The organism is Bradyrhizobium sp. SZCCHNS1022 (assembly GCF_032484835.1).
In the GTDB taxonomy this organism is placed as follows: Bacteria; Pseudomonadota; Alphaproteobacteria; order Rhizobiales; family Xanthobacteraceae; genus Bradyrhizobium.
Genome location: NZ_JAUETT010000006.1, coordinates 1 through 26336, shown reverse-complemented (window position 1 = coordinate 26336; position 26336 = coordinate 1). Strand labels below are relative to the sequence as shown.

The window sequence follows — 26336 nt, the reverse complement described above, 5'->3', positions numbered from 1 at the left end:
GCGTGCCCGCTCAGCCCTCCGGCATCCCCGCATTGACCCACGCCGTGACATCGTCGAGCGTGGCGGCGAAACGCTTCAACATTTCGTCGACCTGCGCCGTGGTGATGATCATCGGCGGGCACATCGCGACGCTGTCGCCGACGTTGCGGATGATCAGGCCGTGATCATGGGCGCGGTCGAAGAACTTCATGCCGACCTTGCCGACCGGCTCGAACTTGGCCTTGGTCGCCTTGTCGGCGACCAATTCGACCGCCGCGATCAGGCCGCGGCCACGGACTTCGCCGACCAGCGGATGATCGGCAAAGCGCGCCAGCTTTTCGCGCAAGTAAGCGCCGACCTCGGCAGCATGCGCGACCAACCCGCGCTCCTCGATGATCGCGAGGTTCTCCAGCGCAACCGCGGTCGCGACCGGATGCGCGCTCGTGGTATAGCCGTGGCCGAAGGTGCCGAGCCGGTCCGATTGATCGGCCATCGCCTGATACATGGCGTCGCTGATGAGCACGGCGGCAAGCGGCTGGTAGGACGAGGTCAGCTGCTTGGAGCAGACCAGGATGTCCGGCTTGATGCCGAAAGTGTCGCAGCCGAACGTGGTGCCAAGACGACCGAACCCATTGATCACCTCGTCGGCGATGACGAGCACGTCGTATTTGCGGCAGACTTCCTGGACGCGCTGCCAGTAGTTCACGGGCGGCACGATCACGCCACCGGCGCCCATCAGCGGTTCGCCGATGAAGGCGGCCACCGTGTCCGGTCCCTCGCTGAGGATCAGCTCTTCGAGCTCGGTCGCGAGCCGCTCGGTGAACGCTTCCTCGCTCTCGCCGGGCAGCCCGAAGCGGTAGTAATGCGGGCACGTCACGTGCTTGGCGAAGGGCAGGGGCAGGTCGAAGCCGCGCTGGTTGGCCTGCAGCCCGGTCAGGCTGCCGGCGCCGATCGTGATGCCGTGATAGGCGCCCTGGCGGGCGATGAACTTCTTCTTCTCGGTGCGGCCGAGCGCGTTGTTGTAGTACCAGACGAACTTGATCGCGCTGTCATTGGCTTCCCCGCCGGAATTGGTGAAGAAGACATGCTTCAGTCCGGGAGGGGCCATGGAGACGAGTTTCTCGGCCAGCAGCGTCGAGGGCTCGTGGGACTTGTGGGTGAAGATGTGGTAATAGGGCAGCTTGGCCATCTGCCGCGTCGCCGCCTCGACCAGCCGCTTCTCGCCGAAACCGAGCCCCACGCTCCACAGGCCCGCGAGGCCTTCGATATATTCGCGCCCCTCGTCGTCATAGACATAGATGCCGGAGCCGCGGCTGATCACGATCGGACCGACGCGCTCATGCCGCCTCATATTGGTCGCGGGATGGATCTGGTGGGCGATATCTTTGCTCTGCAGGGAATTCGTTCGCATGGACAAGGTGGCTTTCTGAGGACGGAAGCGTAAGCTTTATCGCGATCCAGACGGTGGCGATAGCGATTTTCAGGAATCGCAGGCGCGGTATGCGGCGCGCGCTTCGCTCGGCGTGCGACCGAAACGACTGCGATAATGGCGACTGAACTGCGCCTGGTCGCCATACCCCCAATGATAGGCAATTTCAGCCAGGCTCTTCCGGCACGCCGGATCGCGCAGCATGGCGTCGCACATCGCGAGCCTCTGGTTGCGGATGTAGCTGCACACGGTGATGCCCTCGGCCTCGAAGATCTGGTGCAAATATCGCAGCGAGATACCGCATCGATCGGCCACCACCTGGGGGACGAGCCGCATGTCGTCGAGATGGGTCCGGATGAAATGTTCGCAGCGATGCAGGTGCGCGTTGCGCACCGAGGAGGACTGGCCGACGAGCTCGCTCCGATCGGATTCGACCGCCATCACCAGGAGGTCGATCAGATGTCTGCCGGTCAGCGCGCGCGTGGGCTCGTCGATCTCCTCGATCCGTGCGCCGGTCAGGCGGAGCGTATCGACGAAGAGGGCGCCGGCGCCGCGTGCGGCATCGATCTGCCGGGTGGCAAGACGTTCCGGGCAGCCGATGCGCGCGCGCAGCGCGGCGCCCGGAATCTTCAGCACCCAGAGCGCGGCGGGATCGCGATGACTGAACTCATATGGCGAGTGGCTCCGCTCGATCAGGAACGCTCCGGGTCCGCAGCGGACGTCCTTGCCGTCCTGCGCGAAGCGGATCTCGCCATGGTCGGGTACCGTGATCAGGTAGCTCTCTTCGCGTTCGGCGAGGAGATGGTGCGCATGGCGCTTGTAGAGCAGGCCATCCGAGACATTGCGGGAGACGGACACCGGGCCCAGCGACCACGCCGCCAGGCTGCCCTGAAAGTCGCGACGTCCCGGGAAGGACAGATCCAGCGGAAAATAGATCCTGGATACGACGTCCTGCCAGAACTGTCGGCGGCTGTGGCGGGGGATGTCGGCGGTCGCGTAACTGGCCTGCATATCACGCACTCCGAGGATGGGACGCAATTCTACGCAGCAATTGCCGTGCCCGATCGCTCGACATGCGACGATCGGGCCGGGGTCTTGTCGTCAGCCTCTTGAGCCAGCTGTCCCGTGCGGAGGCAGAAGGGGGACTCCAGTTCCGGCGATTAGGCCGCGAGCGAGGAGCGGAGCCCAGCCAGCAGTTCGGCTTTGTCTTTGCGGGCCGACAGCGCCGTCTCCATGTCCACCTTGACGAACTTCACCGGCGTGTTCGGCTGCAACTGGCCGATCAGATCCATGTCGGCGGAGATCACGGTGCCGACCATGAAGTAGCCGCCACCCGACACCGCGTCTCGATGCAGCACGATCGGTTCGGTGCCGCCGGGCACCTGGATCGAACCATAGGGATAACAGGCATCGGTGATGTTGGAGGGATCCGAGCCGGCCCCGAAGGGCGGCTCGCGCGGCACGAATTCGAGCGGCTTGCCGCCCCTGAAACGGTAGCCGATCCGATCGGCCTCCGGTGCGACCTTCCAAGTATCATCGAAGAAGCCGATGCCTGCGGCCTCGGTGATGCGGTGCCAGTAGAGGCCGGGCATCACGCGCAGCTCGGTCGGCATGCCCGGGGGCAGGCCACGCAGGGAGGCGGGGACGGTGCGTCCTTCCGCAACGGCTGTCGCCACACCGACCGGCAGCTCGTCGCCGGCCTCCAGCTTGCGACCCTTGAAGCCGCCGAGCGCGCCGAGCGCATAGGTCGAGCGCGAGCCGAGCACCACCGGCACGTCGATGCCGCCGGCCACCGCGATATAAGCCCGCGCGCCTTTCTTCAGGAAGTCGAACGACAGCTTCTGGCCGGCCTTCACCTTGAAGGATGACCAGGTCTGCTGCGGCTGGCCGTCCAGTTTCGGCGGCAGCTCGGCCCCGGTCACGGCGACCATGGCGTCGTCGGTGAATTCCAGCTCCGGCCCCATGAAGACGGCCTCGAGCACCGCAGCGCCTTCGGGATTGCCGACCAGCAAATTTGCGGCCACGAGCGCGTGCCGGTCCATGCCGCCCGAGAGCGGGATGCCGATGTGATAATAGCCCGGACGTCCGAGGTCTTGCACAGTGGTCGCCAGACCCGGCTTCAACACCTTAATGGCCATGGAGAATGCCCTCCAGCTTGCGATTGTAGCCGTCGATGTCGCGGTTGAATTCGGCGAGCGAGAACGAGACGTCGCGGACCACGGGAGCGAAGCGGCCGGCGTCGACATCGGCGACCGCCGCATCATAGGCGGCGCGATCGATCGGCTTCCACTTCACGATGTCACCGGGCTTGAACAGGCACATGAAGTCCTTGAGATAGCTGATGGTCTGGTTGGGATCGTAGATCGGCATCGGCGTGACGCCGTACATCTGGTAGCCGCCGGCGCCGCGCACCGAATAGATGCAGCTGAAACAGCCGCCGTGCCCGATCGTCAGCTTCGGGGTGTCGGTGCGCGGGCGCAGATATTTCGGGGCCTGGATCTGCCGCTGGCGTTCGACCATCTGGTACAGGAACGGCAGGCCGGCAACGAAGCCGACCATCGAGACAAACCAGGGCGCGCTGGAATGCGCCTCGATGAAGGCATCGACGCCGTCGAGATTGTTGATGCGTGCGGAATATTCGAGATCGGTGCTGGCCGGGTCCTGATGGCGTTCGCGGAAGCGCATCAGGGTCTCATGCGTCCAGGGATCGTTGTAGAGCACGGGAATCTCGATGATCCGTGTCGCGATCACGGGCTCGGACTTGTCGGCCGCCGCATCCATCCGTTTCAGCTCGGCGAGCAGATCGTCCGGCTTGATCACGTCGGGATCGAACTTCACCTGATAGGACGCGTTGGCCGGGCAGATCTCGGTCACGCCCTTGATCTTGGCGTCGCGCACGGCGTTGGTGATGAAGAGGCTCTTGAAGAATGCCTCAAGCGACATCGCTTCGTCGACCTCGGCGAAGATGTGCTCATCGCCGCCGAAGGAAAATCTGGTTTGCATCGGGATCACTGGCCTCCTGTTGCGGACGGGGAGGGTTCTGAGATGACGGCACGAGCTGGCGCGGCAGGTGCGACGAGCCGCGCGGCATTGGCTTCCAGCCATGGCTCTAGCCAGGCGGTATGAAACCGCGCCGCCTGCACCTCGGAATCCTGTGCGAGCGCCTGATGGAGAGACTTGGTCGTCACCAGGCCTTCGATGTTCAACTCGGTCAGCGCACGCGCGAGTCGCCGGATCGCAGCGGCCCTGTCCTCATCATGCACGATCAGCTTGCCGAGCAGGCTGTCGTAGAACGGCGGCACCGTATAGCCGGGATAGAGCATGCTATCGAAACGGACGCCGTTGCCGCCGGGGACGTCGAGGGCAGTCACGGTGCCCGGGTTGGGCATGAAGCCCTTTGCGGGGTCTTCGGCATTGATCCGGACTTCGATCGAATGACCGTGCAGGCGCACCTGATCCTGGCTGATGCGCAGGCGCTCGCCGCCCGCGATCCGGATCATCTCGCGCACGAGGTCGATGCCGGTGACCATCTCGGTGACGGGATGCTCGACCTGAATACGGGTGTTCATCTCCAGGAAATAGAACGCGCCGCTGCTGCTGTCATAGAGATATTCCAGCGTGCCGGCGCCGCGGTAATGCACCGCCTTGGCGAGCGCAACGGCGGAGGCGCACAGCTGCTCCCGAACGGCGGACGGCAGCGATGGCGAGGGCGCTTCCTCCCAGACCTTCTGCCGGCGCCGCTGCAGCGAACATTCGCGCTCGTAGCAATGGATGACGTCGTGCCCGTCGCCGAGCACCTGCACCTCGATGTGCCGCGCGCCTTCGATCAGCTTCTCGACGTAAAGGCCGCCGTCGCCGAAGGCGGCGAGCGCCTCCGCTTGTGCCTGCGGCATCAGATGATGAAATTCCTCGGCCGAGCGCGCGATGCGAATGCCGCGACCGCCACCACCGGCCGCCGCCTTGATCACCACCGGGAAGCCCGTCGTCTCCACCAGGGCGAACGCCTCTTCCGCCGACTCCAGCCGGCCGCGGCTGCCGGGCACTGTGGGCACATCAGCTGCGGCAGCCGCCGCGCGTGCGGCGACCTTGTCGCCCATCAGGCGGATCGATTGCGCCGTCGGTCCGACGAAGACCAGCCCGGCTTCCTCCACTGCCGCCGCGAATTCGGCGTTCTCGGCAAGGAAGCCGTAGCCGGGATGGATCGCGTCGGCGGAGGTCTCGTTGGCTGCGGCCAGGATCGCATCACGCCTGAGATAGGATTTCGACGCCTGCGCCGGCCCGATCTCGACGCTCTCGTCGGCGAGCCGGACCGCAAGCGACTCCTTGTCCGCCTTGCTGTAGACCTGCACGGTGGCGATGCCGAGCTCGCGCGCAGCGCGGATGATGCGCACGGCGATCTCGCCGCGATTGGCGATCAGAAGTTTTTGGATGGTCATGGATCGATCGGGCGCCCTCAAACCTCGACCTCGGCGATCGGCTGACCGGCCATCACGGCGTCTTCATTCTCGGCGAGGAATCGCACGAGCTTGCCCGTGATGCCGGCCTTGACCTCGTTGAACGACTTCATGACCTCGATCAGGCCGATCGTGTCGTTGTCGGTGATGGCGTCGCCGTCGCTCTTGTAGGCCGGCTGGTCGGGCGCGGGCTTGCGGTAGAAAATGCCGGGCAGGGGAGAAAAGATCTGCTGGATAGCCATGGTGTCCTCGTGATTGTCGCGGGTCGATCGGATTAGCGCGCCGGCAAATAGGAGCGGAGGGCCTCGCGCACGGCCTTGGTGATCGCGACCGCGTTCGGCGTGTCAGAATGGACGCAAATGGAGTCGGATCCCACGGCGACGTCGTTTCCGGCCACCGTTTTCGTCTGGCCGTCGGTGATGGCGCGCAGGCAGCGCGAGGCCGCCTCGGTCGGGTCCTTGGCGTCGTGCTCGCGGGTCACGATCAGCGAGCCGTCCTGATTGTAATCGAGATCGGCGTAATATTCGGCGACAAAGCTGTGGCCGCGACGCGGGTAGACCGTCTCGTGCAGCGTGCCTTTCATCCCGAACAGCGGCACCTTGTAGACGTCGGCCACATCGCAGACCGCATCTGCGATCTCTTCCATCCGCGAAGCCATGCCATAGAGCGAACCGTGCGGCTTGATGTGATTGAGGGCCATGCCCTCCGCATCCAGGAAGGCCTTGAGCGCGCCGACCTGATAGAGGATGCAATTGGTCATCTCCTCGCGGCCGAGCTTCATCTCGCGCCGTCCAAACCCCTGCAGATCGGGCAGCGAGGGATGCGCCCCGACCTTGACGCCGTATTTCTTGGCCAGACGCACGGTCCTGCGCATGTGGTTGAAGTCGGAGCCGTGGAACCCGCAGGCGACGTTGGCAACGTCGATCAGGGGCATGAGGCTGTCGTCATCGCCGAGTTTGTAAATACTGAAAGCCTCGCCCATGTCGCAATTGATGGTGACCATTTCCCGTCGTTCTCCCGGCGTCTGCGCTCTTTAGATCATCAGAGTGAGGGGCGCCGCAGACTACGTAGGAGCTGCGGCGCCTTTCAAGGGTCTATTTCGACACGAGATAGTCGACCGGAATCTTTTCCGAGATCGTCCACTCGTCGATCACCTTCGGCTTGCCCTGCTCGGTATCGACGATCAGATACCGGCCCTGGTTCTGGTGGTGCAGCTCCTTGCTGAAGGTGCGCGGTCCGAACAGGGTCGGCTCGTTGTTCATCTTCTCGAGCTCGGCGACCACGGCTTCGGCGTCGGTCGTCTTGGCCCGCTCGACCGCCTTGGCCCAGACGTCGATCAGGACGTAGCCCGGATAGACATACTGGCTCGACGGATCGCCGCCCGTCACTTCCTTGTATTTCTTGTTGAACTCGCCGACCTTCGGATTGGGATCGTCGCCGTAGATCGAGCCCTGCACCGGCACATAGAAGTTCGAGAGGTCCGGGACGGCATTCAGCCAATAGCTGCCATCCATGCTCGATCCGTTGAGGATCATCGACTTGATGCCGGCGGCCCGGATCTGTTTCACCGCGGAAACTGCGCCCGGCATCATCGTGCACAGCATGATGGCGTCCGGTTCCTTGGGCAGGCTCTTGATGCGGGTGATCTGCGAGGCGATCGAGGCGTCGTCATTCTTGAAGGTATCGCTGCCGGCGAGCGTGGCGTCCTTGAGATGCGGCATCATCCAGTCGAAGCCGTCGCAGATGCCCTTGTTGTAGACGGTCCAGCTGTCGAGCAGCCGGTAGAAGCTGCGGGCGTTCTTCTTCTTGTACGCCCATTCGGCCATGGTTGCGCCCTGCACGGCCGCCAGCACGGACGCCGAGAAGGAGTAGGGGCCGACGCCGGGGATTCCGGCCTTGATCGATTCGGCGCACAGGAAGAACGAGACCTTGTTGGCGGCCTGCGCCTGCAAGGCGGCTGGCGCACCGAAATCATAGTCGCAGGAGACGATGACGAGGTCCGCACCCTGGTCGAGCACGGCCAGGCCCGCTTTGGCGCCTTCGGCCTGGTCGGTCTTGGTGTCGGCGAAGACCGCCTTGATCTTCTTGCCGAGCAGCCCGCCGGCCTTGTTGATCTCCTCGATGCGGATCATCGCTGCATCCTGGGCCGGCTTATCGTAGGCCTGCATGAAGCCGGATGCCGCGGTGGCAAAACCGACGACAATCTCGTCTGCTGCCTGGGACGGTGCACACCACAACGCCACCAGCACGGCGAGCCCCCCCGCCAACTTCGTCAAACGCATCAGTAACTCTCCTCCGTTGTCTCGACCAAAGTATCAGTTAGACTCTTCAAGCGCGGGCTGGACCGGGCGCGGCACCACTTGCCGCCGCCGCCATCCACTCCAGGACAATTCGCGATTGCGGGTCAGGCCGGTCGGCAGATACATCAGGATGACGATGGTGATGACGCCGATCGCGACCTCCTGAACGCCATTGGGGAGGGCAACCGTCAGCCCGCCCAGGTTGACGCCCTTTTCGAGGTTGCGGAACAACTCGATCAATGTGGACATCGCGACGACGCCGATCACGGCGCCGCTGAGGCTGTACATGCCGCCGACGACAAGCATCGACAGGGTGATGAAGGTGGTGCGCAGATAGAACGCGCCGGGATTGACGATGCTGAGGAAGTGCGCGTAGAGCGCCCCCGCAAGGCCGATGATGAAGGCGCTGACGACGAAGGCGATCAGCCGTTCCCGGACGATGTCGATCCCCGAAGCACTGGCGGCGACGGCTTCATCGCGGGTGGCGCGCAGGGCCAGGCCCGAGCGGGAGATCGCAAACAGATACGCGATCGCGATGGCGACGGTGGCGCCGAGCCAGCCGTTCCAGACGTTCATGGTCGGCGGGATGCCGACGATCGAGCCTTGCCCGCCGGTGACCGAGTCCCAGTTCGAATAGACGTTGTTGACGACGCCGAGCAGGCCGAAGGTGGCAATCGATGCGGCGATTCCCGATAGCCGCATGATGACGCGCCCGACGACCAGGGCGAACAGCGCCACGAACAGGCCGGAGATCGGGGTCGCCAGCCACATCGATAGCTTGGCGTGCAGCAGCCATGTCGGCAGGCCCTTGAGCGTGATCGATTTCATCACCGGCGGGATGGTCAGCCACGCCGTCATATAGGCGCCGAGGCACATGAAGCTGATATGGCCGAACGACAAAAGGCCGGAATTGCCGATGAAGACATAGAGGCCGACGACCACCATGATGTTGATGAACATCTCGACGATGGTGCGGTTGAAGGCGCGGCTGCCGAACTGATAGCTGAGAGCCGCAATCACGAGCAGCAGCACGGCGAGGATGACCGGCGTCGCGATGGTCCGCCATAGGACTGAAGGCCGCTGTGACATGGCTCAGACCCTCTGCTTGGCGGATTTCGGTGCGAACAGCCCTTGCGGGCGCACCAGCAGAACCACGATGACCGCGCCATAGACGAAGGCGTCGCGGAAGACGCGGGCGTCGTGCGGCAGCGTGGCCTGGAACACGACGCTGGCCGCGCCGATCAGGAAGCCGGCAGCGACCGCGCCCGGCACGCTGCCCAGACCGCCGATGACGGTGGCGATGAAGGCGATCAGCATGACATTGGCGCCCATATTGATATCGGCCGTCCCGGAATTGGTCGCCAGGATCAGCCCGATCGCAGCCGCAAGCATGCCGCTGATGGCGAAGGCGAACAGGATGACCGCGTTGGCGCGGACACCGAGCATCCGGGCCATGGTGAAGTTCTCGGCTGCGGCGCGCATTTCGAGGCCATAGCGCGTTCGCTTCAGGAACAGCGTCAAGGCGGCGAGAACGGTCAGCGTGACGACGATCGTGACCACCTGAAGCATCGGAATGCGGGCACCCAGCACCTCGACCGGCAGGCCGAGCGTCGGCCACAGCGTGATCGACTTCGGGCGGCTGGAATACAGCATCAGCAGGAAGTTGCGGATGGCGAAGCCGAGCGCGAAGGACGCGATCATCATGGTGGCCGGATTGGCGTTGCGGAAGCGACGGAATACGATCACTTCCGACAATACCGACAAGCCGGCGCCGATGATGAGGAGCAGCGGCACCAGCAGATAAAAGGGCAGGTTACCGGCAAACACGATAGCGGCTGCACTGGTCGATGGCCACAGCATTGCGAACACGCAAGAAGCGATGAAATCGCCATGAGCGAAGTTGACCAGCCGCATCACGCCGAAGATGAGCGCGATCCCCAGCGCGCCGAGCGCGTAGAGGCTGCCGAGGCTCAGCGCATCGAACACGATCTGCAGCAGCTCCGTCATGCTCAATGGTCTCCGAACCCGAAATAGGCCTGCTTCAGGCGCTCATCCTTGACCATCTCGCTGGCCGGCCCTTCGAGGACGATGCGGCCGCCGCGCATCAGGATCATCCGTCCGCCGGTCATCATGGCGCGGGTCGAGCTCTGCTCGACGATCAGCAGCGTGAGCCTCCGTTGCGCGCGCAGCCGCGCCAGGATTTCGTAGACCTGATCGATGATCTTGGGCGCGAGGCCAAGCGACGGCTCGTCGATGGCGATCAGGCGGGGCGACGTCATCAGCGCGCGGCCGATGACGAGCATCTGCTGCTGGCCGCCGGACAGCATGCCGGCAACGGCATGGCGGCGGTCCGCCAGAATTGGGAATTCGCTGTAGACGGCCTCCAGGTCGGCGGCGATCTTGTGCTTGTCGGACCGCATGCCGGCGCCGACTTTCAGATTTTCCTCAATCGTCAACGCGCCGAAGACATTGCGTCCCTCCGGCACCATGGAGAAGCCGCGCCGCGCGATCTGCTCCGGCGGCGCAGCTGTGATGGTCGCGCCGTCGAACGTGATGCTGCCCGAGGCGGGCGGCACGACGCCGGCGATCGCGTTCAGCAGTGTCGACTTGCCGGCGCCGTTGGGCCCGGTCACGAACAGGATCTCGCCTTCCTCGATGGCAAGGCTGACGCCGCGCAGCGCGGTCAGGCGGCCATAGCGCACCGTGAGATTGTCGACCGTGAGCAGCGTCATCAGACGGTTGCCCCATCGACGGCAAGGGCGGGGATCACCTCATCGTGCTGAGTGCCCATATAGGCGTGCCGGACCGCGTCGCTCGAACGAATCTGGGCGGGGGGGCCGACCTCAATGATCTCGCCGGAGTCCAGAACGAAGATGCGTTCGCACAGTTCGAGCACCAAGCCGATATTGTGCTCGATCAGTAGCACTCCTATGCCGAATTCTGAGGCAATGCGCCGAATGATCGACGCCAGCTCATGGCTCTCGTGCTCCGACATGCCTGCCGCCGGCTCATCCAGCAGCAGATAGCGAGGCTTGCACATGATGGCACGGCCAATCGCGACGCGCCGCTCGTCGGTGTAGGGCAGTGCTCCCGCGAGGGTGTTGGCGAGATGCGCAATGCCCAGCCAATCCATGACGTGCTCGGCTTCCGCGAGCGCCTCGCGGCGGCTGAGGCCGAGACCGACGCCGGTGACCTCCAGATTATCGACGACCGGCAGCTCACGAAATAGTCGGCCTGACTGAAAGGTACGCGCCACACCCTTATGGCGAAGCTTGTGAGCTGAAATACCTTTGATCGTTTCGCCTTCGAGCGCGATCGTGCCGTGACCTGCCTGCTGGAAGCCCGTCAAAACGTTGATCAACGTCGTCTTTCCAGCGCCGTTCGGGCCGATCAGTCCGGTGATGCTGCCGCGCGGTATCGCCAACGAGACGTTCGACAAAGCTTTCAGTCCCTCGAATTGGACGCTGATATTTTGAGCAATCAGGTCCAATTGAACTGAAGCCATCTTGACGCCTCTCAGGAACCGCGAGCGAACGGCTTGATTTTCGGCGTCGCACCAAGCAATTGTAAAACTCGAAAAATTGTTCGCTGATATCGGATTTTTTGATGGCTCTGACCTTCCGTCAGGTCCGCCACTTCATCGCGACGGCCGAAACCGGCAAGGTGTCGGCGGCTGCTGCTACGCTCAATGTCACGCAGTCGGCCATTACTGCGTCGATCAAGCTGCTGGAGGCCGACCTCGGAAAGAAGCTGTTCGACCGGCACTCGAACGGCGTGACCTTGACATTCGACGGGCAGCTGTTCCTGCAACGCGCCCGGGCGATCGAAGCCTGTGTTGCGGACGCGGTGCGAAGCCCTCATCGCTGGGGACGGCAGGTCGATGGTACCGTCGATGTCGCCGTTAGTTACACCGTCGCCGGATATTTCATGCCCTCGCTTCTGTCGCGCTTCTGGCGCGCATTTCCGAGCATCACCGTCCGCCTTCACGAAAATGAACGCGACGCGATCGAGTTCGGCCTCGTCAACGGCCGCGTCGATGTTGCAGTCATGCTGGTTTCGAACCTGCATGACCGGGGGGCGATCCGCTCACGTCTTCTGCTCCGCTCGCCGCGGCGGATGTGGGCGCCCGCCGGTCATCCGCTGCTCCAGAAGGAGCGGGTTCGCCTCGCCGACCTCGCTGCGGAGCCATATTTGATGCTGACCGTCGACGAGGCCGAACGCTCGGCCATGCGTTACTGGCGGCCTACGCCGCACGTTCCCAACGTCATCTTCCGGACCATGTCGATGGAGGCCGTGCGCAGCATGGTCGCGGCCGGCATGGGCATCACCATCCTCTCGGACATGGTGTATCGCCCATGGTCGCTGGAAGGCCATCGGATCGATCTCAAAACGCTTGATGATGATATTCATACGATGGATGTCGGCCTCGCCTGGAAGAGTGATGCCGACTTGTCTCCTGCCGCGCAGGCCTTCTGCGAGTTCGTCGCCATGGCCTATCCCGCAGCAGAGCCGGTGCATTTCGAGTGAGAATGGCACGAGTTGCGCGCGGGCGGGCGGCGCGACGCCCGTATTTTCAGCCCAACGAGCTTAGCTCAGAGCGCTTTCTTCTTGAGAACCAGCTTCATGGCAGCACCGCCATGACGCGACTCGTCGATCCACAATTGGCCGTCATAGAGAGCGGCCAGATCTCGGGCGATTGCAAGCCCGAGCCCCGTGCCGGGCTTCTGTTCGTCCAGCCTCACGCCGACGTCGAAGATGCGCGTTCGGTGCTCTTTGGGGATGCCGGGGCCATCGTCCTCCACCGAGATCAGAACAGTGCTCCCGAGGTCGGAGACTGAAACGACGACGTGCTGCCGCGCCCATTTCGCGGCGTTGTCGAGCAAGTTCCCGATCAGCTCGATCAGGTCATTCGGATCGCAGCCCACCACGATGTCGGCACGCCCTTCGACCTGAAACCGCTTGTCGCGCCCTGAACCAAATCGCGAATAGGTGCAGATCAGCGTCTGCAGGATATCGGACAGAACCGCGCTGGCGCCGGCATTGGTCGATGCTGACGCGCGTGCGCGCGCCGTCTGGTAGTCGATCAGCAGGGCCATCCGCGAGCATTGCTCCAACAGGATCTTTGCCATCTGCTCGTTGCCGGATGCCTTGAGATCCTTCGCCTCTTCGTTGAGAATGGCCAGTGGCGTCTTCAACGCATGAGCAAAATTCCCCGCCAGGACGCGGGCGCGTTCGACCATGCTGAGATTTGCAGTGATCATTCCGTTCAGCTCGGTGACCAGCGGCATGATTTCGTCCGGCAGGTCCTCGGGCAGCCGGCTGATCTTACCGGTCCTGACCGCGGCGAGGTCGCTGCGTATGCGCGCGAGCGGCCGCAGGCCATAAGCAACCTGGGCGTAAGCGGTACCAACCATTGCGAACGCCATGAGGCCCAGCGCGGTGGCGAGAGTGAGGTTCAATTGCTTCATCTCGTCGCTGATCAGCCGCTCGTCAGCACCGACACGAATGTCGATCGCTTGGTCCAGATGGGGCGGGCGGGTGATGTTCCGAACCATGCGCATCGGCCCGGTCGGTCCCGCGACGCTGATCGGAGGAGCCACCGATCGCGGGCGGTCCTCTTCAGGACCGGACGGAAGAGACAGCGTATCCTGCAATGACGGCGAACGGATCGTGGCGCCATTCGGCAGGAGGACCTGCCAATAGAGGCCGGACTGGGGAGGCGAGAATCTGGGGTCGCTGAGGTCGCGTGCGATAAAGGGCTTCAGCTCGGAATCGATGCCCACGAGGCCGATGAGTTCGCGGGCATGATCCAGAAGGTCGTGATCGAACTGTGCTTCGACGACGCGGCGGAAGACTGCCGAGAGGCCGAGCCCACTGACGAACAAGACGAGCGAAATCCAGATCGCCGCACCAGCGATCATGCGAGCACGGAAGTTGCGGCCGAACATTGGTCTATCCGATGCGATATCCCATGCCTCTGATCGTGCGAATGCAGTCGCGCCCGAGTTTCTTCCTGAGCCGGGCGATATAGACTTCGAGTGTATTCGAGTCGCGAGAATTGTTCCCCGAATAAATATGCTCCAACAGCTCGGGCTGGGACACGATGCGGTCGGGGCGGCGCATCAGGAATTCAAGAATACGTAGTTCGAGCGGACTCAGGCTGACTGTCTCGCCGCCCTTGCTGACGAGGCCGGCAGCAGCATTCACCTCGATCTGGCGCTGACGGAGCACCGCATCGGGCTTGCTGGACGCGCGACGGAGCAGCGAGTTGATCCGGGCGACAAGCTCCTGGGCCTTGAACGGCTTTTCCAGATAGTCATCCGCGCCGGCATTGAGGCCGTTGACGCGCTCCATCCAGCCGCTGCGGGCGGAGAGGATCAGGACAGGCAGCGTCCGCCCCGCGTGCCGCCAGCGCTGCAGCACGTCGAGACCGGAGATGCGGGGCAAGCCAATATCCAGGACGGCGGCATCATAGCTCTGAGTGTTGCCGAGCATCCACCCCTCGTTACCGTCTGTCGCGAGATCTGCTTCGAATCCGGCTTCACTCAGGCTTTCCCTGATCCGGTCGGCGTAAACAGCCTCGTCCTCTATCAGCAAGATACGAATGGTAGCCACCCCGATCGCCCACTATGGATCTGCCTCGTCACGCTGCGTGATTACGCCCTTCGTACTCGCTACGGGTCGACGCCGAGCTGCTTCGCAGCGTCCGCAATACGGGTTCGTTCCTCGCTATCGTCGGCAAAGACGGATAGCGCCCGCTGCAGCGACTGGCGGGCAAGTTCAGTCTCACCCAGCACGACCCGCGAGCGGATCAGCTTGATCCAGCCTTCCGCATCGCGCGGTGATTGTTCGAGCCGGCTGGCAAGATTGTCGACCATGCCCCGGATCATCGCACTGCGATCCTGCGGCGACATGCCTTGCGCGGCGCGGACGTCGTCCTGGCTCGGCCCTCTTGGAGCCGCGGTCTCGGTCGAGGACTTGGCCTTGTCGGAACGGAGCAACTCCTGCATGCGTTCGGAGGAGAGGTTCGGGCCGCTTGAGGCTGGAGCTTGCTCCCCTCCGAGTTCGGCCAGCCGCCGCTTGAGGTCCGGCAGCCACGGCTCGTTCGGATCGGCATCCAATATGATCGCCTTCCAATCGGCGATCGCCCCTTCCTTGTTGCCGTCCTGTTCTTTGGCAAGGCCGTTGAAGAAGCGCGCGCGTGCGTCCTTGGGATCAAGCCTCAGCGCTTCGTCCAGCTCCTTCTTGGCCTCGGCCTTGACGGTGCCGTCGGCCGCTCGCACGAGCGCTTCTCCACGCGCACTGTGGTACTCGGCGGAGTCGGGGCGCAGCTCGATTGCGCGAGAGTAGGCCTGAGCCGCATCCGCAAAGCGTTCGATATTGAAGAGAGACCAGCCGAGCAGCCGCCACCCCTCGACATCCTTCGGATTGCGATCGAGCCGCGTCTGCACACGCTGGATCATCTCCTCCACCGGAGGCAATCCGGCTTGCTGTGACGTGCGGCCTTGCGAATCCTGGGCGGCCGAAGGTTGCGACGACGCCACGCCTTGGGTGGTCGCGATGGGGCGGGCGTCAGCCGTCGCTCCTGGAGCCGGTACGTTGCTCGCTTGTCCCGGCGATGCGGAGGGGACGTCCGGACTTCCGATCACCGCATAGAGCAGAATGGAGCCGAAGACCACGATGCCGGTGACGACCGTGAGCGCAAACTTCCGTTCGGAGTTACTGAGTGGAGTTGCCGCTGCCTCGTCAGCACGATCGGCCGTGAGGATACGCCGTTTGATCTCGAGCGTCGCACCCTCGGCCTCGGTCTTGTCGATCAGACCGCGTGCCGCTTCACCCTCGATTTCCTTGAGCTGGTCGCGGTACACGGCGAGCTCCTGAGCGGAGGCCAACTGCGCCCGCTCAAATCGGCGGATGAATGGGGTCGATATCAGGACGGCAGCGGCAGCAATCATTGCCGTCAACATCAGCCACAGAATCATACGGAGCTCCGTCGGTCGAGGATTGCGTCGATCGTTTTGAGTTCGTCAGCATTGAGTGGAGGAACCTGCACTCCATCGCGCGCATTGGCCGCAGCACGTCGGACATAGCGGCCAAAGCCGATGACAGCCACGAGCAGGGCCAAGAACGGTCCGAGCCAAAGCAAGATCGTGTTCCACTGCAGAGGTGGCTTGAGCAGGACGAAATTGCCATAGCGGGCGACAATGAAGTCCACGGCCTGCCGATCGTTGTCCCCGGCCTGCAGGCGGTCTCGCAGTAGCACGCGAAGGTCGTGCGCCAAGGGCGCATTCGAATCGTCGATGCTCTGGTTCTGGCACACGACGCAACGCAGCTCCTGGCTAAGGACGCGTGCGCGGCCTTCCAGCTTTTCGTCTTTGAGCATCTCGTCAGGCAACACCGCACGGGACGGCGGCACGACGACGGTCGACACGAGCAGGGCGACGAACAATGCCAGTCGGCTGAGCCTTGGCTGGGTCATGACTCGCTCCGCAATGCTTTGAGCAACGGCTCGAATTCGTCGTGCCAGACCTCCTCGGTCAAAGGACCGGGATAGCGAAAGCGGATCCGGCCGGTGCGGTCGATCACGAAAGTCTCGGGAACCCCGGTGACGCCGAAATCGATGCCGATCCGGCCAGACTCGTCCGTGCCGACGCGGGCATAGGGGCTCCCGTGTCGCGCGAGCCAGCGCGCGCCGTCGCTGCGCATATCTTTCCAGTTCAGTCCATAGATCGGAATTCCCGAAGTCTCGGCCAGCTTCAGCAGCATGGGGTGCTCGACGCGGCATCCAGGGCACCAGGACGCGAACACGTTGAGCAACATGACGCCGCCCTTCAGATCCGTGCTGGAAAACCCGCCGTCCTTGCCGTCCAGCGATGCCATGCTGAAGGCGGGTGTCGGCTTGTCGATCAGCGTCGACGGCATCCTGCGGGGATCGTTGGACAGGCTGAAGGCAAGTCCGGCGGCGAGCCCCAGGAAGGCGAGCAGGGGAGCGAGATAGGAAAGGCGCAGCATCGGTCGTCCTACTCGGCGGGGATAGCAGCTGGTATGGCCTGTGCGGCACGTCGCGGCGCGCCGACGCGAAACCGGCGGTCGGCGAGTGAAACAAAGCCGCCACACGCCATCATCAGCGCTCCGATCCAGACCAGCGGCATCAAGGGGTGATAGTAGAAACGGACTGCCCAGGAGCCTTTGTCGTCGGGATCGCCGAGGGTCACATAGACGTTCCAAAGCAGATTGGTGCGGATGCCGGCGGCGGTCGTGAGCTGTTGGCGAACCGGATAGAAGCGACGCTCGCTGAACAGCTGCGTGAACGGCTTGCCATTGCGCGTGATCTCGAAGACCCCGCGTTCGGCCTCGTAGTTGGGGCCCGGTACCTTTCCGACCGAACGTAGCCGGACATCATAGCCGGCAAGCTGCAGGCTTTGGCCGGGCCTTAGCATTTCGATCTTCTCACCGGCCCATGCCGTCATTCCGGTGATGCCCGCAACCGTCACACCCATGCCGGCATGGGCAAGCACCAGGCCATAGACGGCGAGCGGCGTCGTCGCCGCAAGGTTGAGTGTCCTTGCCAGCGGCGTCGACGTGCCGAGGCGTATGCGGTGAGCCAGCACCATCAACGAGCCGACGATGAGCCACGCGGACACGCCCAGGAAGAACGCAACCAGGAAGTGGCGCCCGAACGTCGCGACGAGAACCCCGAGGAAGACCAGCGCAGCCAGGCCCGCAGCGGTCTTGAGCCGCCGAAGCGCATCAACGAGGGCGTCACGCTTCCATCGCAGGACAGGACCAACCGTCATGGCCAGCAGAAGCGGCACCATGATGGGAACGAAGGTCATGTTGTAATAGGGCGGTCCAACGGAAATCTTGTCTTTTCCGATCATGTCGACCACGAGCGGATAGAAGGTGCCGAGAAAGACCGTCGCTGCAGCGGTGGTGAGCACCACATTGTTGAGCACGAGTCCGCTCTCGCGGCTTACCGCGCCAAATAGCGCGCCATGCTTCAGCGTGGGCGCCCGGATCGCAAACAGGGTCAATGCGCCGCCCGTTGCAACCAGGATCATGGCAAGGATGAATGCACCGCGGGCGGGATCCTGCGCGAAGGCATGAACACTGGTGAGCACACCGGAGCGGACCAGGAACGTGCCGATCAGGCTGAGCGAAAATGTCAGGATCCCGAGCAGGATCGTCCAGCTCAGAAGCGCATTCCGACGCTCGACCACCAAGGCGGAATGGAGCAGCGCAGTGCCGGCGAGCCACGGCATGAAGGAGGCGTTCTCCACCGGGTCCCAGAACCACCAGCCGCCCCAGCCCAGCGTGTAGTAGGCCCAGGCGCTGCCGAGCGTGATCCCGATCGTCAGGAAACACCATGCAGCGAGCACCCAGGGGCGGACCCACCGCGCCCAGCTCGCATCGACCTTGCCCTCGATCAGCGCTGCGACCGAGAACGAGAACGCCATCGAGAAGCCGACGTAGCCGAGATAAAGAAACGGCGGATGGATCGCGAGGCCGGGATCTTGAAGGATTGGATTTAATCCATTGCCTTCGAGCGGAGGATCGACGAGCCGGGTGAACGGGTTCGAAGTCCAGACAACGAAGCTCAGGAATCCGAGGCCGATCATCCCGTGAACGCCCAGCACCTTGCTTTGCAGTCCATCGGGAAGATTCGTGCCGAACAACGCGACCGCAGCGCCAAACAACGAGAGAATGAGGACCCACAACAGCATGGAGCCCTCGTGATTCCCCCAGACGCCGGAGACCTTGTAGAGAAGCGGCTTGAGCGTATGCGAGTTGGCGGCCACGACCTGGACTGAGAAGTCCGAATGCACAAACAGCGAGGTGAGGCACGCAAACGCGATAGCGATGAACAGAAACTGGCCGAGGGCTGCTTGGCGGATGAAGGCGGCAATCGTCGGCTCCTGGCGCCTCAGTGCGACGAATGGCACGACCGACTGCACGAGCGAGATGAGGAGCGCCAGAATGAGAGCAAAGGATCCGGCTTCAGCTGTCATCTTGTCCCCCGTTGGACGCGTCTATTCCTGCGACGGACTATCAAGTGTCCGTGATGCGGCGCACTCAATGCGCCGAATGGGGCATCAATCGTACGGAAACATGATGTTCGTCAGATTGCGGTTGGTCGCTATTTGCAACTCATTCTCAGCGAGGAGAACGGCGCGACGCTCACACCGTATTTCACTGACGAATGCTCGCTTGCGTGCGGACGACAGAATAAGTGGCAGCTGCAGCTGCGTCGTTGCGTCGCAGTTGCAGGAAGCGATCTCGTCGTGTGTCCGAGATGAAGTGAGCGTGGCCGCTATTCGAGCAGCTTGGCGATTTCGCCGTGGCCGCCGATCGTGGCGATGTCGCTCGCTCGTTCTCGCCGTTTGTTTTTCAAGGACTTGTCGGCGCCGGCGGCAAGCAGGTTTTGCGCGATCTCGACGTGACCTTCATGGGCCGCCATCATCAGCGCACTCATCCCTTGTGCGTTGCGAGTGTTGATATCGACCTTGCGCTGCAAGAGTGTCCGGACGACATCGGTCAGTCCGGCACGCGCCGCCAGGATCAGGGGGGTGTTGCCGCTCTTGGTCGGAGCCTTCGGATCGGCGCCGCCCTCGAGTAGAACAAGGGCGGCCGCAGCTCCGCCGTTCTCCAGAGCTTTCAGCAGTGGCGTCATTCCGTCGGCATCGGCTCGGCCAACCTCAGCGCCGGCGCGGATCAGCTGGTCGAGCGCTCGGACGTTGCCATGATCCGCCGCGTACCAGAGCGCGGTCCGGCCCTGCTTGTCGGTCGTATCAACCGCAGACCGCTGGACGAGCTGTGGCGCGATCGCCTCGTTGGCGCAAGACGCAACGGCGACCATCAGCGGCGTCCGGCCGTCTTCGAGGACCGGCAGGCCACCCGCATGTTCAAGAAGCGGAGCGATCGTCTCGGCCTTGCAGCGGCTGACGGCTATTGCGAGCGCGGTCGAGCCGTCTGCCCTGGTCGCGGATGCGTCGGCTGATTTAGTCAATAGCAATTTGACCATATCGGCGTAGCCCTTGTCTGCCGCCAGCATCAGCGGCGTATCGCCGTGCCGGTTACGGACGTTGGGGTTGGCGCCTGACGAGAGCAGGAGTTCGGCGAGTTTGACCTGGCCGGCGGCTGCGGCAATCGCCAACGGCGTGTCGCCTTCGTCGTTCGTTGCGTTGACGTCGGCCTTCGCTGCGATCAGCTGACGCATTGGCGCGATCTGGCCGCGCAGGGCTGCATCGATGATATCGGGCTGACCATTTCTCGACGCGGCTTGGGCGTCGAGTTTCGGATTGGCTGCCACGCGTTCGACAGTGCGAACGGTGGCATCGGGACGCTTCTGGGCAGCCGCAGGGTTGCGGCTTGCGACCTCGGTCAGCAGCCGCCCGGCAGGTTCGTAGCCGGCCGCCGCGGACCGGCGCAGCCACTCGCGGGCCTTCTCGACATCGGTCGACGTTCCTCGTCCGGCGAGATACATCGACGCAAGGTTATATTGCGCCTTGGTGTGTCCCTTCTCGGCGCTGAGCTTCATCCATTTGAACGCCAGGCCGTCATCAGGTCTGGTCCCGAGCCCGGACCGATAGAGCGAGGCAAGGCGATATTGCGCGTCGCGATCCCCGCTTAGAGCGGCCGGCTCGAGCAGCTTCAGCGCTTCGGCGGGACGTCCGGCCCGGATCGCCGTATCGGCAGCCCGGCTCGCGGCAGAGGACGCGTCCGTCGTGACGGTCGCGCCGTCGCGCAGCTCCGATGGACTGGCCGCTCGCGCGAGGGGCGGGATGGCTTCGTAGCCGAAAAGACAGATCAGGATGGTAGCGACATGAGCGGGCCTAGGCTGTGCCATACTTGGTCTCGACTTCGATTCCCATGCTTTTGAGAAATGCGGTCGGCAGGATGCCGCCGACACAGACGATGATCGCGTCGTTGGGTATCGTGCTCAGCTTGCCTTTGGCGTCGATTTCGACATCGTGCTCGCCGATCCGCTTCACCGATGAGTTCAGGACGACATTGAGACGTCCGGCGCGTTCTGTAGCTTCGACCCGTTCGCGATTCTTCGGCTTGGCGCGATTGAACGATTCACTGCGGTGCGACAAAGTGACCGTGGTGCCGGGTTCGTCGGCCACCGAACAGGCCGCCTCGAGCGCCGCATCGCCACCGCCGACGACCAGCACGTGCTGCCCCTTATATTGTTCCGGATCGATCAGGCGATAGACCACCTTGGACTGCTCTTCGCCCGGAACGTCGAGCTTGCGGGGCGTTCCTCGCCGACCGATCGCCAGGAGAATCGCGCGCGTCTTGTAGCTGTTGCGGTCGGTCTTCACCTCAAAGCCGTTGTTGAGCTGGATGACGGCATCGACCCGTTCGCCGATATTCACCTTGAGCTTCGTTTTGTTCACAATGCTCATGAAGAAGCTGATCAGTTGCTCCTTGCTCAGCTCTCGGAAGTTGAACTTGCCGGCCAGCGGCAGTGTGAAGGGGGCGGTCATCACGAGCTTGCCGCGCGGGAAATGAGCGACCGTACCTCCGAGCGAGTCCTGTTCCAGCGTGACGAAGCGGAGCTTGTGATGCATTGCCGCGAGACTCGCCGATAGTCCGGCCGGACCGCACCCGACGATCACCACGTCGAGCATGTCGGACTTGCCGAGATCCTTCATCTTGCGAACGGAATCGATCGCTTGACGTCCTTGCTCAATGGCATTGCGGACCAGCCCCATCCCGCCAAGCTCTCCGGCAATGAAGATGCCCGGCACGTTGGTCTGGAACTGCTCATTGACATTGGGGATGTCGATGCCGCGCGTTTCCGTGCCAAAGACAAGGGTGATGGCGTTCACCGGACATACCGCCTTGCAGGCACCATGCCCGATACAATGCGAAGGCTCCACCAGCGAGGCCTTGCCGCCGATCAGGCCGAGAATATCGCCTTCGGGACAGGCTCTGACGCACGAACCGCAACCGATGCACAATGCCGGATCGATGATCGGATGAAGCGATGCCGGTTCGAGCAGTCCAGCCTCCTTGGCGGCTGAGAGCTTTGCCACGCTCTTGAATTCGCGATGTTTGCGCGCTGCGACGTAAGCGGCCCAGACGCCGACCATCGGAGCGGCGTAGACGACGAGCAGATCCAGCGCCATGTCCTCTCTCGCACTCACATTGTTGTTCTGCGGGTCATCGCGCGTCAGCAGATATCCGGACTGACAGGAGCAGAGGAAGTCATTGCCGCGCACGGATGCCGAACGTTGCTTCTCGGCACAGGCGCTAGATGCAAATTCTTCTCAACAGCTCCCGACACAGAAATTCCAGAATGATCACTACACGTGCGCGCATGACCAGCCGCGATCGTTAATCAGTAGCGGCTGGCGGAAATAAGGCTCAGATCAATGACAACGGCGTCACCTAATAGAGCAATCATCAGTGCACAATCGGCTGGCTTCGTCGGCCCGGTAGAACCTCGATTAGCAGGCGACGAATTGTCGCATGTCGTGAGCAGTGCATTCGACCTGGCGCGGGGCTTCGCAGGATGAGCGGGGCGACGAGGGCGCGTACGGGCGGCAACCCGCTTCGACAAATAGTGCCGATTCTGCTGACCGTGATCGTCTGTTGTGCGGTGGGCGTTGGATGGTTGCAGAGGGATGAGGAATATGTGACGCCCGATTCCGGTACCGGGTACTGGCTCGGCATCTACGGCAGCTTGGCGATGTTATCGCTGCTGGTCTACTCGCTGCGCAAGCGGTTCAAGTCGATGCGCCTGATCGGGTCGATCCCATTTTGGTTCCGAACCCACATGCTGCTCGGCATCTTCGGGCCCGTCCTGATTCTATTTCATGCAAATTTCAAACTCGGGGCGCTCAACAGCAACGTGGCATTTTTCGCGATGCTGATCGTCGCCATCAGCGGCGTCATCGGCAGATACATCTACGGCAAGATCCATTTGGGGCTTCACGGCAGGAAGGCGCATGTGAAGGAACTGTTGGCGGAAGCCGAGGCGATGAGAGCGGACCTTGGCCAGGATATGAAGGCTGCGGCCTTTGTATCGCAGCAGCTGAGCGCCTTCAGCAAGGGTCTCGAGAACAAGGTGCCGCGAACTGCGCTCGGCAGCCTGCGCACAGGCGCGATCATTACCGCGCGCACCAGGCGATTTCGGCACGACGTGGTGACGGAAGCACGACGGCTCGTTCGCGCCGAAGCCAAAGGAGCGCGCTGGTCATGGTCGGAGCGGCGAAGGCGCCAGAAGCGGATTGAAAATGTGGTGCGGCGTTATGCTGCAGCGGTTCGAAAAGCGGCGGAGCTGACGTTCTTCGAGCGGCTGTTTTCGCTCTGGCACATCTTTCATCTGCCGTTGTTTTTCCTGATGTTGCTTGCCGGCATCGTGCATGTGTGGGCGGTCCATCATTATTGACGGAGTTGCGTGATGAGATGGCGCCTTGCAGCACTTGCGATCGTCGCAATCGGTCTTGCGGCCGTCGGGGCCCGAGCCCAGACGGTTCTGGAAAAGTTGGTTATGCCGGGACCGCTGGCCGGCAAGCACGCCAAGTTCGAAACCGAGTGCGGCAAGTGTCACGAAGCGTTCACGCGCAAGGCGCAGACCGGCCTCTGCCTTGATTGCCATAAGGAAATCGCCGCCGATCGCAAGGACCACGTGCGGCTGCATGGACGCGAGCAGGGGGCGCTCAGCCAGGAGTGCCGGCAGTGTCACACCGACCACAAGGGGCGCGACACCGACATCGTTCAGCTCGACAAGGAAACCTTCAACCACGATTTTACCAATTACCGGCTGGTCGATGCACACAAGAACGTTCCGTGCGCCGGGTGTCATGTCGCGAAAGTCAAGTTTCGCGACACGCCATCGACCTGCTTTGACTGCCACAAGACGATCGACCCTCATCACGGGCGGCTTGGCGAGCGCTGCGAGAATTGCCATGTCGTCGTGAAATGGCGTGACACCAAGACCTTCGATCACGCAAAAACGAAGTTCCCGCTTGTCGGTGCCCACAAGTCGGTCGCTTGCGCCACCTGTCATTCGAGCCAGCAATACAAGGATCTGCCGACGTCTTGCGTATCCTGTCATCGGCTCCAGGATGTCCATGCCGGCCGCTTTGGCGAGAAATGCGAGACCTGTCACGACCAGGACAAGTGGAAAACCACCCACTTCAATCACGACAAGACCAAGTTTCCGCTGCGCAACGCACATGCCAAGGTGAAGTGCGAGAGCTGCCATACGGGCGATCTCTACCGCGACAAGCTCGCCACCTCCTGCGTCTCATGTCATCGGAAGCAGGACCCGCACCAGGGGAAGCTGGGGGAGCGCTGTGAGAGGTGCCACAACGACACGGGCTGGCGGAAGAATCTTTCGTTCGACCACGAGCTCACCCGGTTTCCCTTGATCGGCCTGCACAAATCGGTCCCGTGCGAGGAGTGCCACCGCTCCCAGACTTACAAGAACACGCCCACCGCTTGCGAAAGCTGTCACAAGGATTTCCACCAGGGGCGGCTCGGAGGGCGATGCGCGAGCTGCCACAACCCGAACGGCTGGTCCTTGTGGCGATTCGATCATGCGCAACAGACGCGCTTTCCGCTCGTAGGGCAGCATCAGAAGATCACATGCGAGTCCTGCCACAAGGCGAAAGCTCCACCGAATCTGAAGCTGCCGATGGACTGCTACAGCTGTCACCGCGGCTCAGACGTGCACAATGGTACCTTTGGACAGAGCTGCGAGCGCTGTCATGTCGCGACCGGGTGGCGCAACGTTCAGATCAGAAACTGAGTCGGATCGAACGCCGCTGCGGATCAGTCCGGTTCGTCTGTAACGCGATCACTCTGTAAGGCGATCGCCTTGTGAGGCGATCGTGAAAGCGTGCGCTCAGGCGCACGCTTGTCCTGGCTTTTCATGAGCAAAATCAGGCCCGTTCCGGACGCCTCGCCATGCGCGAGCAGGCGTCTCGCGAGCAGTGCGCGGAAGTTCGCGTGGCCGTTCAGTTTGAATTCAGCTTGGTCAATTTTTGGGCCAGCTTGAAGCCTCTTTCTCAAGCTGCGGTTCGGTGTATTCGCACCGTAACGACTACTACGGCTGACGACCGCGCATGGGGTCGCGTGCGTTGCCGCAGAGATGAAGCGAAGGAGTGCGTGGCTATCTGAAGGGCGAGTGGATGGGGATCTGAAACCATCTCGCCAAATCGGACATGCGTGACAGCTTTGATGGAATTCCGAGAGGCGACCGCCGGGCGGTTTTGCCTGATGGATCCGCTTTGCCTGACGGTCAGACGACCGCATCGCGCAGCTCCGAATCTTGTGGTCGGGAAGTTTGGAGACTGGGGTGGAGTGCACGTACCGCATTGTTAGGCCGCTCGCGCGTCAATCGCGCACCGCACTGTGGTGCGCGATCGCTGCGATCCTGTTCGCGTTCGCAGCACTCGACCCGGCCGTGGGGCAGGGATCGTTCGACCATTTCTCCACTGGATTTCCGCTGACCGGCAGTCACCGCGCGGTGGAATGCTCATCGTGCCATGTCGGTGGGCGGTTCAAAGGCACGCCGACGCAGTGCGCGAGCTGTCACAACGGCGCGCAGACCGCGGGCATGTCGGTGAATCATCCCAAGACCACCACGCGCTGCGAAAGCTGCCACCAGACCTCGACCTGGAAGGACATACGAGTCATCGATCACACACAGGCGAAGGCGCCGTGCGCCGCCTGTCACAACGGTCTGATGGCCCGTGGTAAGCCAAAAAATCACATCACGACCACGGCCCCCTGCGACACGTGCCACCGGACCGCCGCCAGCTTCCGCGTTGCGATGAGGATGGATCACACCGGCATCGTCGCCGGTTGCGCCAATTGTCACAACGGTACGGTTGCCCGCGGCAAGTCGAGCGGACACGTGCCGACAGCGCTTCCCTGCGAATCCTGTCATACGAACACGTCCAGCTTTGCCGGTGCCACATTCCAGCACAGGGCGACCGACACCAACTGCGCGACCTGCCACAACGGCAAGACCGCGATGGGTATGACCACGCCGCCGCACATCCCGGTGACGGGCGTGCAGTGCTCGAACTGCCACACGAACACCGCGGCGAGCTTCGCCACCTACACGATGAACCACGCGTCGGTGTCGACGGCGCGCTGCGACAGCTGCCACAACGGCTCCTACACCGGCCAGGGCACCAAGGGCGCGATGGG

The 26336-nt window shown here is 62.9% G+C and carries 24 protein-coding genes and 1 pseudogene; 4 read left to right on the top strand and 21 right to left on the bottom strand.

Going from position 1 to position 26336, the window contains the following annotated elements; translation table 11 throughout:
* Positions 1–10: 10 nt before the first annotated feature.
* The 12 genes from QX071_RS28190 to QX071_RS28135 all read right to left on the bottom strand — a co-directional run bounded on the left by QX071_RS28190 (position 11) and on the right by QX071_RS28135 (position 11652).
* The gene (locus tag QX071_RS28190) at positions 11–1390 is read right to left on the bottom strand and encodes an aspartate aminotransferase family protein (RefSeq protein WP_315705912.1); all 1380 of its coding nucleotides are present in this window, start codon (positions 1388–1390) and stop codon (positions 11–13) included.
* 69 nt (positions 1391–1459) lie between these two features.
* On the bottom strand, positions 1460–2419 hold the full coding sequence (locus tag QX071_RS28185; RefSeq protein ID WP_315705913.1) for a helix-turn-helix domain-containing protein: 960 nt from the start codon (positions 2417–2419) through the stop codon (positions 1460–1462).
* A gap of 149 nt (positions 2420–2568) precedes the next feature.
* Positions 2569–3546: a biotin-dependent carboxyltransferase family protein gene (locus QX071_RS28180; protein WP_315705914.1), complete on the bottom strand. Its 978-nt coding sequence runs from the start codon at positions 3544–3546 to the stop codon at positions 2569–2571.
* Positions 3536–4411, bottom strand: coding sequence for an allophanate hydrolase subunit 1 (locus QX071_RS28175; RefSeq protein WP_315705915.1), 876 nt, complete (start codon positions 4409–4411; stop codon positions 3536–3538). The genes QX071_RS28180 and QX071_RS28175 overlap by 11 nt, the downstream gene beginning before the upstream one ends.
* A 5-nt stretch (positions 4412–4416) precedes the next feature.
* Positions 4417–5844, bottom strand: a complete 1428-nt coding sequence (locus QX071_RS28170) for an acetyl-CoA carboxylase biotin carboxylase subunit (RefSeq protein WP_315705916.1) — start codon at positions 5842–5844, stop codon at positions 4417–4419.
* Between the two features lie 17 nt (positions 5845–5861).
* Positions 5862–6104, bottom strand: coding sequence for an acetyl-CoA carboxylase (locus QX071_RS28165; RefSeq protein ID WP_315705917.1), 243 nt, complete (start codon positions 6102–6104; stop codon positions 5862–5864).
* Positions 6105–6136: 32 nt separating this feature from the next.
* Positions 6137–6865, bottom strand: a complete 729-nt coding sequence (locus tag QX071_RS28160; protein ID WP_315705918.1) for a LamB/YcsF family protein — start codon at positions 6863–6865, stop codon at positions 6137–6139.
* A gap of 91 nt (positions 6866–6956) precedes the next feature.
* Positions 6957–8144 carry an ABC transporter substrate-binding protein gene (locus QX071_RS28155; RefSeq protein WP_315705919.1) on the bottom strand — a complete coding sequence of 396 codons (1188 nt, stop codon included), beginning with the start codon at positions 8142–8144 and terminating at the stop codon, positions 6957–6959.
* 33 nt (positions 8145–8177) lie between these two features.
* Positions 8178–9251 (bottom strand): branched-chain amino acid ABC transporter permease, encoded by a 1074-nt coding sequence (locus QX071_RS28150; RefSeq protein ID WP_315705920.1) that lies wholly within the window; start codon positions 9249–9251, stop codon positions 8178–8180.
* Positions 9252–9254: 3 nt separating this feature from the next.
* Positions 9255–10169: a branched-chain amino acid ABC transporter permease gene (locus QX071_RS28145; RefSeq protein ID WP_315705921.1), complete on the bottom strand. Its 915-nt coding sequence runs from the start codon at positions 10167–10169 to the stop codon at positions 9255–9257.
* 2 nt (positions 10170–10171) lie between these two features.
* Positions 10172–10894, bottom strand: a complete 723-nt coding sequence (locus tag QX071_RS28140) for an ABC transporter ATP-binding protein (protein ID WP_315705922.1) — start codon at positions 10892–10894, stop codon at positions 10172–10174.
* Positions 10894–11652: an ABC transporter ATP-binding protein gene (locus QX071_RS28135; protein WP_315727954.1), complete on the bottom strand. Its 759-nt coding sequence runs from the start codon at positions 11650–11652 to the stop codon at positions 10894–10896. Before QX071_RS28135 ends, QX071_RS28140 begins: the two co-directional genes overlap by 1 nt.
* A 116-nt stretch (positions 11653–11768) precedes the next feature.
* Here QX071_RS28135 and QX071_RS28130 point away from each other — a divergent pair, with 116 nt between their 5' ends.
* Positions 11769–12689, top strand: coding sequence for a LysR substrate-binding domain-containing protein (locus QX071_RS28130; protein WP_315705924.1), 921 nt, complete (start codon positions 11769–11771; stop codon positions 12687–12689).
* 65 nt (positions 12690–12754) lie between these two features.
* Here the strand turns inward: QX071_RS28130 and QX071_RS28125 are convergent, their stop codons facing one another.
* The 8 genes from QX071_RS28125 to QX071_RS28090 all read right to left on the bottom strand — a co-directional run bounded on the left by QX071_RS28125 (position 12755) and on the right by QX071_RS28090 (position 22297).
* Complete coding sequence (locus QX071_RS28125) at positions 12755–14110, bottom strand: HAMP domain-containing sensor histidine kinase (protein WP_315705925.1); 1356 nt, start codon at positions 14108–14110, stop codon at positions 12755–12757.
* Positions 14111–14114: 4 nt separating this feature from the next.
* Positions 14115–14777, bottom strand: a complete 663-nt coding sequence (locus QX071_RS28120) for a response regulator transcription factor (protein WP_315705926.1) — start codon at positions 14775–14777, stop codon at positions 14115–14117.
* 59 nt (positions 14778–14836) lie between these two features.
* On the bottom strand, positions 14837–16144 hold the full coding sequence (gene ccmI / locus QX071_RS28115) for a c-type cytochrome biogenesis protein CcmI (protein WP_315705927.1): 1308 nt from the start codon (positions 16142–16144) through the stop codon (positions 14837–14839).
* Positions 16141–16641 carry a cytochrome c-type biogenesis protein gene (locus tag QX071_RS28110; RefSeq protein WP_315705928.1) on the bottom strand — a complete coding sequence of 167 codons (501 nt, stop codon included), beginning with the start codon at positions 16639–16641 and terminating at the stop codon, positions 16141–16143. Before QX071_RS28110 ends, ccmI begins: the two co-directional genes overlap by 4 nt.
* Entirely contained in the window at positions 16638–17174 is a 537-nt protein-coding gene (locus QX071_RS28105; protein WP_315705929.1) for a DsbE family thiol:disulfide interchange protein, read from the bottom strand. Before QX071_RS28105 ends, QX071_RS28110 begins: the two co-directional genes overlap by 4 nt.
* Before the next feature lie 8 nt (positions 17175–17182).
* Positions 17183–19171 carry a heme lyase CcmF/NrfE family subunit gene (locus QX071_RS28100; protein WP_315705930.1) on the bottom strand — a complete coding sequence of 663 codons (1989 nt, stop codon included), beginning with the start codon at positions 19169–19171 and terminating at the stop codon, positions 17183–17185.
* Positions 19172–19473: 302 nt separating this feature from the next.
* Entirely contained in the window at positions 19474–21009 is a 1536-nt protein-coding gene (locus tag QX071_RS28095; RefSeq protein WP_315705931.1) for an ankyrin repeat domain-containing protein, read from the bottom strand.
* Positions 20996–22297, bottom strand: coding sequence for an NAD(P)-binding domain-containing protein (locus tag QX071_RS28090; RefSeq protein WP_315705932.1), 1302 nt, complete (start codon positions 22295–22297; stop codon positions 20996–20998). The genes QX071_RS28095 and QX071_RS28090 overlap by 14 nt, the downstream gene beginning before the upstream one ends.
* A 437-nt stretch (positions 22298–22734) precedes the next feature.
* On the opposite strand from QX071_RS28090, the gene QX071_RS28085 reads away from it, so the two are divergent.
* Both QX071_RS28085 and QX071_RS28080 read left to right on the top strand, forming a co-directional pair.
* Complete coding sequence (locus QX071_RS28085; RefSeq protein ID WP_315705933.1) at positions 22735–23562, top strand: pyridine nucleotide-disulfide oxidoreductase; 828 nt, start codon at positions 22735–22737, stop codon at positions 23560–23562.
* A 12-nt stretch (positions 23563–23574) separates the two neighbouring features.
* Positions 23575–24927 (top strand): cytochrome C, encoded by a 1353-nt coding sequence (locus tag QX071_RS28080; protein ID WP_315705934.1) that lies wholly within the window; start codon positions 23575–23577, stop codon positions 24925–24927.
* 23 nt (positions 24928–24950) lie between these two features.
* Here QX071_RS28080 and QX071_RS28075 read toward each other — a convergent pair whose 3' ends face one another.
* Positions 24951–25190: a hypothetical protein gene (locus QX071_RS28075; RefSeq protein WP_315705935.1), complete on the bottom strand. Its 240-nt coding sequence runs from the start codon at positions 25188–25190 to the stop codon at positions 24951–24953.
* 286 nt (positions 25191–25476) lie between these two features.
* Between QX071_RS28075 and QX071_RS28070 the strand changes: the two are divergent.
* A pseudogene (locus QX071_RS28070) lies at positions 25477–26336 on the top strand (hypothetical protein); the annotation flags it as partial.